This window comes from Ancylomarina salipaludis (assembly GCF_004122035.1).
Taxonomy (GTDB): Bacteria; Bacteroidota; Bacteroidia; order Bacteroidales; family Marinifilaceae; genus Ancylomarina; species Ancylomarina salipaludis.
In genome coordinates this window covers 127170-135957 of record NZ_SAXA01000012.1, presented here as the reverse complement: position 1 = coordinate 135957, position 8788 = coordinate 127170, and the positions used below count along the sequence as shown (strand labels likewise).

Here is an 8788-nt window from a genome sequence, read left to right as displayed (position 1 = left end):
TGCTAATGTGATTCTTCTGTAACCATATCTTCCCTTGTGCTTGTGGTAAATCTCTTGTATTTTCAATTTTACCTGTTCATACTTATCCACTTGTTGTAAAGACTTCAAGTGATAATAAAAACTACTTCTTGCCATTGACCCCTGTTGTAATAATAGTGACAGATGGTAATGCTGCCTTAGCTCCTTTATGGCTATTGCTTTTTCTTTTTGGCTTGGGCTAAGGCTTTCAACTTTTTTAGCAAAGCTAATTCAGCTTTTAAAGATTCATTTTCCAGCAAAAGTTCTTCCTCTCTTGTCTGTGGCTTTTTTAATATTTTTCTAGACTTTCTGTTATTCATAGATATAGGGCAACCCCTTCCATCTTTGTACAATTCAAGAGCTCCTTTTGAAATATAGGTTTGATACCAGCCTTGAACTGTACTGTGGCTTGGAATATTATATTTTAAACTTGCGGCTCGGAAAGATAGCCCACTTTGCTCAATACTGCGAATAACTTTCAGCTTAAAAGCTCCCGAATAAGATGCATTAACTGACTTTGGTTCCAGACCAGATTCTCCGTACTCCTGATAATATTTGATCCATTTTTTCAGATCACTCTTATGGATACCAATAGTATCACTAACTATGGTGATGCTTTGATAATCTTGTAAAACTTTCTGAACGGCTTCTAATTTAAATACCTTACTGTATTTGTGTTTTCTACTCATAAAAATACCCCCAAATAGTGTCTAACTTTTTGGGGGCAGTGCATTTTTCATGACGGTTTTTTTATGCTCTCACTTCATCAGTTTCATTTAGAATTCACTCAAAATTCCTCCTGTCATTCTAATTAAACTGGTTTTCGATTGAATCAAATTAAAAATCGCAGTTAGTCTGGCTAAAGATGCATTCTGATAAGAAATTTGAACATCACGGTAGTTAAATGAATTGATACTACCCGCCTCGTACTTTTCTTTAGAAATTTGCAAATTGATTTCGGTAGCCAATTTGTTTTCTTCTGCCAGTTCAAGCAAATCCTTACGCAATTCATACAACTCAAAATTCTGAGCCAAAATATTTGTCAGACTATGTTTGAGATCAGCCGTCTCGATTTTTGATATTTCTTCCTCAATCTTAGCAATCTGCAAAGCTCTTCTATTTGAGTTGCCATTAAAAATTAAATAGTTCAGGCTTAAATTGGCATATAAATTATGAGATTCAGTTTCAATCTTAGGGGCAACATCGTACTTTTGTAAAAACTTATTACCCTGAACACCAGTTGCCAGAGAAATACGAGGATAAAAATTTGAACGGGCCAGTTCAATATCACGCTTTTGAACAGCTTCCTGCATATAACGGTTCTTCAAATTATTGTTACTAGCCAGCATCTTATCAAGTAAATCTGCCAAACGAAAATCGGCAAGGCTGGTCATAAAATCATCAGTAAAAATGTATTGTGTACTTTCCTCAACTCCTAAAAGAAAATTCAAATCACGAACAGAATTATTATAAGTTACCTGCTGAGTCAGATATTTGGCTTTATCCTCCAGATAAGCATTTTTGGCTAAAAGCAATTCGTAACTCCCTTTCGTACCCAATTCACTGGCAATCTTTTCATTTTCATATCTGTCTTCAGAAAGCGCTTTAATACTCCGATTCACTTCCAAACGCTGCTGTTCCATCAAGGTTTTATAATAAGCCAAAATAATTAACTCGATTTGACTCTCAACAGCAACAATAGTATTCCCTTTTGAAAGAGCAGCCAAATCATTAAACTTGTCTTTTCGAATTCTTACCGAAAAACCATCAAATAAAGTCCAGCTTAAATCAACTGAAGGAGTTAAAATGTTTTGTCTATAATCATCCGTTTCGTTGTAATCCTTTTTATTATTCGAACGAATATTAAATTCCAGCTTGGGATACTGTCCGGCATTCCCCCATGTGTTATTCAAATCAGCAATCTTCTCTGACTGTCGTACCACTTGTAAACTGTAATTCTTCTCAAGCCCAATTTCTATTGCCTGTGAAAGACTTAATTTTTTCTGTGCAGAAAGACTTCCTACACCCAATACCATTAATATGAGTAATAAATATCTATTCATTGTTTCAATATTCTAAGAGTCAAAATTTATAGAGGCCAACATGCACCTTTGTCCTTAATCAAGTGTCACCTTTGCTTCCTTAATTGCAGGTTCCACATCAATAGGCTCAACATGTTCTCCCGTCCAAATCCTTCGTACCAAACATCTGATATCATTCAGAACAAGAATAATAACAGGGAAAAGGGTTAAGATAAAGAAGGTCCCAACCAATACGCCATAAGCTAGAGCAATCGCCATAGGAATAAGGAATTGAGCCTGAAATGAATTCTCAAGTATAAGCGGATACAAACCAACTGATGTCGTAACAGTTGTAAGAACAATAGCTCTAAAACGCGCTTTACCGGCTCCAAGAACCGCAGCTTCGGGATGCATCCCTTCCTTTAAATTCGAATTGTATTTGGAGAGAAAAACAACGGCATCATTAATAATCACCCCGGAAAGAGCCACCATTCCCCAAACACTAAGCATGGATACTTGAACCCCTTCTAAACCATGCCCCCATGTTGATCCGATGATACCCAAAGGAACCATCAAAATCACAATCATACCCTGAGTAAAACTTCGGAAGTGAATCATCACAATAAACATGATTGCAATAAAAGCAATGGAAAAATAGATTTTCATCTCTGCAATATCTTCAGCTGAACGCTTTTGTTGTCCCTGAAACTCGGGTCGTACACTTGGGAACTTCTCCTTTAATACCGGAATAATATTAGTACTAACTTCTTCGAGTATTGGAGGAACAGGTTCATTCGGATCCAGCAGATCGGCTTCAACACGAATCTCTCTCGCTCCATTGTAACGTTGAATACTAACGGGGCCCCGCAATATATCATAGTCAACCAGTTCCGATAAGGGATACTCCCCTTGTGGCGTTCTGATTCGCATATTCTCCATCTGACCGATAAAAACCCGATCGCTTTTTGGGTAACGCACCCATACCTTAATCTCATCTTTCCCTTCCTGAAGTCGTTGTGATTGCCCTCCAAAAAAACCTTGACGAACCTGAGCCGTAATTTCAGCCAAATCCAGACCCAAATAATAGGCCTTATCTTTCAATTTCAATCTGACCTCACGACTTCCCAAAGGATTATTATCGTTGATATTATATAGAGATGTCATTTTTCGGAGTTCATCCTGAAAAAAGAGGTTGGCAGCATTTAACTCTGTCAGATCATTCCCCAGCAAACTGACTGACACAGCAGCACCCCAACGATTGAATGAGCCAATGGTAAATTTTTCAGCATGATTAACATCGCCAATCTTTTTCTTTACACGATTCGAAATATCGAAACTCGAAACCGGCGCTCCTTCCATATCACGAAGAGTGACCATAATATTTCCCGCATGCGGACCTGACTCCTGCCCGTTAAATGCTGAACCAACAGTCAGATTTGTATATTTAATAAAATCATCCTTATCATTATATTTCTCCTTCAGTTCCTTATTAACCTCCCAAACTGCTGCTTCAAAAGTCTTTAATTCCTTAATGGTAATGTCCTTATTCGTTCCGGGTTTATAAGCCACATTGATATTAAACGTATCAAAACTTACATTAGGAAAGAACGTGCTTTTAATAAAACCACCGCCAAATAAACCTGCTGTTATAAAAATTAAACTTACCGGAACAAAGATCAAGATCCAACGCCATTTAATTGCCCGTTTAAGAAAAGAAACATAAAGGTGATCACGCATAAAAATGATACCCTCGTCAATTTTGCTCCGGAAACGATTAAAAAACGTGTGTCTTTTTCTCACATTTAAAACCTTCTCATTCCCTACATGACTTGGCAATACAAACAAACTCTCGAAAAGAGAAATCCCCAAACAAGCAACAACAACAAATGCCATTTCATAAAGAAATTTCATATTACCGGTTACAAGCAGAAGGGGGAAGAATGCCACCATTGTTGTTGTGACAGAGGTTAATACAGCTGGTACAACCTCCATAGTACCATCAATAGCAGCTCGTCTAGGGCTCTTGCCTCTTTCAAAGTGCGTATAGATATTCTCACCGATCACAATACCATCATCAACCAGAATACCAATGATCAGGATCATACCAAAAAGAGAAATCATATTTATGGTCACCCCGGCAAGATTGGCACAAATAAACATGCCTAAAAACGAAGCCGGAATACCCCATGCTACCCATAAAGATAAACGAAAAGATAAAAACAAGGCTAAAGAAATAACCACCAGAAGTAAGCCATACCCTCCATTTTTAAACAATAAATTCAATCTCGATTGCAGCATAGTCACATAATCAAAAGTGACTTCCAATTTGGCATCAGTATGACTTGCATTAAATTCCCTGGCATAGTTATTACAATAAATTGAAATTTCTTCCAAATCTTCATTATTCAACTTATTCACCTGAATTGAAACGGCTGGATTAAAATTGATATAGGATGATCGTGGTACATCTTCAAACTGAAAGTGTATATCACACACATCTCTTAATCGGATATACGATCCATCCGGATTGGCACGAAGAATGATCTCTCCGATCTTATCCGGATCAACCGAACGATTTCGGGATCGAATTAAAATTTCTTCCTGGGCATTTTTGATAACACCGCCTGAGATATCAATATTATTGCTGGAAATAGCCTTTGAAATTTCAGAAAAAGTTAACTGATGACGACGCAAATCATCCTCTTTTATCTCAACAGAAAGTTCCAAACGTGGCAAACCCGATATTTGTATCTGAGACATCTTTTTAGAACGCATCAAATCATCATAAATAACGTCAGAATAACGTTTTAAAGTCAGCAAATCAACATCACCGGTAACAGCCATTCTCACAGCTGGTGTGGTTGAGCGAATTTTCGCAACGACTGCTTTTTCTGCTCCTGTCGGAAAAGATGGAATCCCATCAACAGCATTCTTAACATCAGCAAGCGTTTCGTCCAATTTATAATCACCCGTTGTCGTGATAGTCACACGAGCAAATCCTTCGGATGAAACAGAATTCATTTCTTTAATACCAACAATACCCCGAATGGCATCCTCTATTCGGGATGTAATCCCTTCTTCAACCTCTTTGGGAGACGCTCCGGGATAAACCATGGATACAATAATGGTCCTGGATTCCGTTTCGGGGAAAAATGATTTCTTCATATTTAACAGAGAGACAACACCCGCTAAAACAAAGAATGACACAATCAGTTTCCCATAAAAGGGATACCTGACAAAATGGGATATAATATTTTTCATGTAATCGTGATTGAGTAAATGAGTAAATGAAAGAAAATCTCGTTTAATTAATTCTTTAAGATCTGTACTTTCATATTTTCAGCAGCTTTTACCGGAACAGTTGTCACCAGAATTTCACCTTCGGATAAGCCATTAAATATTAAGGTATTGTCATTTCTCTTGACCACATGGATTTGCTTCTCTTTCAGTAAACTATCCTCAACGACAAAAACCCTATTAGAACGAAACACAGCATTACGAGGAATCTCCATCACATTTTCGATTCGTTTCCCTTGAAATTTAGCAGTAAGATATTGACCTTGATAAAGTTCAGAACTGTTCATATTTAAACCAACAAAAACAGCTATCGACTGCGTTCCCTCATCCACAAATTCAGATTTTCTCAAAAGTTTACCCGAAGCGATCTGATCCCCCTCAGAAGATAAAACATCAACCTGATCACCAATATGCAGCCATTTGATGTCTTCTGACTCAACGGGAACCTGCAATTCCAGGCGTTTAGACTCAATAATACTCGCGAGTTTTGTTCCTACACCTGCTACAGCACCAACTTGCGTGTTCACCTGTACATAGGACCCATTGAAAGGTGCATAAATACGATACTTCGATAATTTAATTTCACTGGATTTGATGGCATAATAGTCGCCTAAAATATTTCGACTAGCCAAAAACACTTTCTCCTTACCCGAATTTATCTCTGGTAAAGCGGGTAAATTTTCATCCAACTTAATTGCATTAAAAAAATCCATCCAGGCATCAAATCGGTCTGTATAATCAATGCGAATATCAGGCAGACTTTGTGCCAGCTTATTCAGAAACTTACTTTTTTGTGCTTGCAGATCCATGCGAGCATCCTGATCATAGATATGAACCAGCAGATCGCCTTTCAAAAATCGTTGTCCCACTTTTAAAGGAACTCCCGCTTCTACAATACGTCCGGGAACCTCAGAACTCAGATTAACTTCCAAATTCGAAAGCAAACGTCCTTTCTCTACAATTGGAGTCGCTATAGATTTATACACAACCTGCTCCACTTTAACAAAAGGAACTTTTTTTCGATTTACATCTTTTTTAGGCTGTTTTTTAAGGCTATTTAAACCATTCATACCCACAAAGCCCAAGGCCACTATTAACACAACCGAGGCAACAATAATAAGTTTCCGATTCATCTATAAATAGGATTTAATAATTTCAATTCTAACATACTAAAGTACGTTAATTTCAAAACATATGCAGTCTTGATATCTTAATAACTTGTTAAAAATACAATAATTGATCTTAACACAAAACAAGTATTAAGTTCTATAATCCTTTAAATATAAGCCTAAAGATGTATAAGCTTCATGGGATATTTATTTCCGAACTACAACATAATCAAACCCTACCAACATTAAGAAATTTGATTCTTAGAAACTCCATTTCAAACGCAAAAAGACAGCCTGGACAATAAGAAGACATATGGTGAATCGTTAATTAGAAAACATATCAATACCATCACCATTAAAAATTTAGAAAAACTAAGGTGATTTCACAGGCTAAGAAGCTTTAATTTCAATCTTAAACTTTCAACTAACAAGTTTAAATCATGCAAATTTTGGTCGGTAAAATAGAATTGATAAATAATCCACCACTGAGTTTGAAGATCTGACATCGCCTGAATTCCCTCGTCGGAGCACTTTTGCAATCGCATCCTTATGAAGCATTCGTGAATAGGCTACCAGGGTCATAATCGGTCCGAAACCACATACCGAGATCCGATGCCGCTTGACTTTATTAAAAATCTGTTCCGTATCAAATTCACTGATGGCTTTAACAACGTACTGATCCTGCCTGTAAGCCAAATCCGGAGCCAAATAATGAGAAAAATCAGAAGATGCCAACACCAATAACCGGCGCTTCAGAATCTGGTTGGTTTCAATAATCAAATTAGCCAGTTTAAGCGCACAACTGACTGTTTGATGGTTCATACTAATGGGAAGAATTTTAAATCCTTTTCTCAAAAACAATTGTAAAAATGGAAGCTGAACTTCAGCTGAGTGCTCATTTTGATGAGCAATCCTATTCATAGGCAAATTCAACATTTTTGCAAACTCCAGATCGACCTCCAGTTTACCAAGAGGTGTCTCCCATATATCACTACCCGTCACACTCAAATCCTCATCCATAAGAATAGTATGATTGGGATGCAGAATAAGAATGGTATCAAAATCTATCTCCGAATAACGAATCAGTTCGTAAAGATGAACGGCCTCGTAACCGGAATACATATAACCGGCATGAGGGACTATCCCTCCCAAAATATGATGCTTACCTAAAGAATAATCGATTAATTTGGACTCTTTTTTCAGCAGGTGTCTAACCATATCTACCAATCGTTCGGGTTGCTCAGGATAAAAAGTTCCGGCGACCCATGCTTTCCGTGTATACATCATCACTTATTTTATATCATTCACAAAATCAACAAACAAAGATCTTATTTCTACAAGTCGTACAACGCCCCTTTTCCACTCCTGTCACCTCCACCCTATAATCGAACCGACGAACCAAAATCTGTCCGCAATGATGGCAAGACGTATCGCTTCCAAAGCGTGTATTTACATTACCTAAATACACATAATTCAGATAATCTTTAGCAATATCATAAAAACGGTATAATAATTCCATCGGGGTTGGCTCGCTCAATAACTGATAGGCAGGAAAAAAACGGGAAAGATGAAAAATCGTATCCGGTCCCAACTCACCAGCAACCCAAGTCACAAGTTCTTCAAACACTTTAGCATCACTGTTTAATTCCGGAATGAGCAAATGCGTCACTTCCAAATGCTTCCCACTTTTCCGGACCTGCTTTAATGTTTCCAAAACCGGATCCAATTGTGAATGGGTATATATCCTGTAAAAACCTCTTCGAAAAGCCTTTAAGTCGATATTAAAGGCATCGATATACTCCAGCAATTCATCCAGAGGATCAGGATTAATATAACCATTGCTAACCATTACATTCTTCAAACCATCCTGTTTCACTTTTCGAGCCAATACTATCATCGTTTCAAAAAAAACGGTGGGTTCATTATAGGTATAGGCCAAACCAATACAATTGCGACTTTCTCTTGCCATCTCCAGAATTTCTTCATCAGAAAGCGCTCTCATATAAGGATACTTGCCGGGAACTGCCTGTGAAATTTCATGATTCTGACAAAACTTACATTTCAGGTTACAGCCTTTAGTACCAAGAGATAATATAGAGCTTCCGGGATAAAAATGATAGAGTGGCTTTTTCTCAATGGGATCCAAATTTACGGCAGAATATTTTCCGTCAACATCGGTAAACAAAATGCCATCGCGATTCATGCGGACCTTACAAATACCTCTCTGACCTTTAGAAACAGAACAATAATGCGGACAAAGGGTACATCGCACCCTCTCATCGCTCAAAGTTTCATAATATAAGGCTCTTTCCACAACAAAAAGTTTACTTAAGATTATACGAA

At 37.5% G+C, this 8788-nt stretch carries 7 protein-coding genes; all 7 read right to left on the bottom strand.

The window, feature by feature from the left end; genetic code table 11:
• Positions 1-135, bottom strand: a 135-nt coding sequence (locus tag EO244_RS17245) for an IS3 family transposase (protein WP_394343729.1), incomplete at its 3' end; no start/stop codon positions are given.
• 56 nt (positions 136-191) lie between these two features.
• Positions 192-707 carry a transposase gene (locus EO244_RS13090; protein ID WP_129255135.1) on the bottom strand — a complete coding sequence of 172 codons (516 nt, stop codon included), beginning with the start codon at positions 705-707 and terminating at the stop codon, positions 192-194.
• 87 nt (positions 708-794) lie between these two features.
• The gene (locus tag EO244_RS13085) at positions 795-2081 is read right to left on the bottom strand and encodes a TolC family protein (RefSeq protein WP_129255134.1); all 1287 of its coding nucleotides are present in this window, start codon (positions 2079-2081) and stop codon (positions 795-797) included.
• 54 nt (positions 2082-2135) lie between these two features.
• Entirely contained in the window at positions 2136-5300 is a 3165-nt protein-coding gene (locus EO244_RS13080; protein WP_129255133.1) for an efflux RND transporter permease subunit, read from the bottom strand.
• Positions 5301-5347: 47 nt separating this feature from the next.
• A complete protein-coding gene (locus EO244_RS13075; protein WP_129255132.1) occupies positions 5348-6469 on the bottom strand; it encodes an efflux RND transporter periplasmic adaptor subunit in 1122 nt (373 codons plus the stop codon).
• Positions 6470-6883: 414 nt separating this feature from the next.
• Positions 6884-7729: an AmmeMemoRadiSam system protein B gene (gene amrB, locus EO244_RS13070; protein ID WP_164977500.1), complete on the bottom strand. Its 846-nt coding sequence runs from the start codon at positions 7727-7729 to the stop codon at positions 6884-6886.
• Positions 7730-7757: 28 nt separating this feature from the next.
• Positions 7758-8759 carry an AmmeMemoRadiSam system radical SAM enzyme gene (amrS, locus tag EO244_RS13065; protein ID WP_164977499.1) on the bottom strand — a complete coding sequence of 334 codons (1002 nt, stop codon included), beginning with the start codon at positions 8757-8759 and terminating at the stop codon, positions 7758-7760.
• Positions 8760-8788 lie beyond the last annotated feature (29 nt).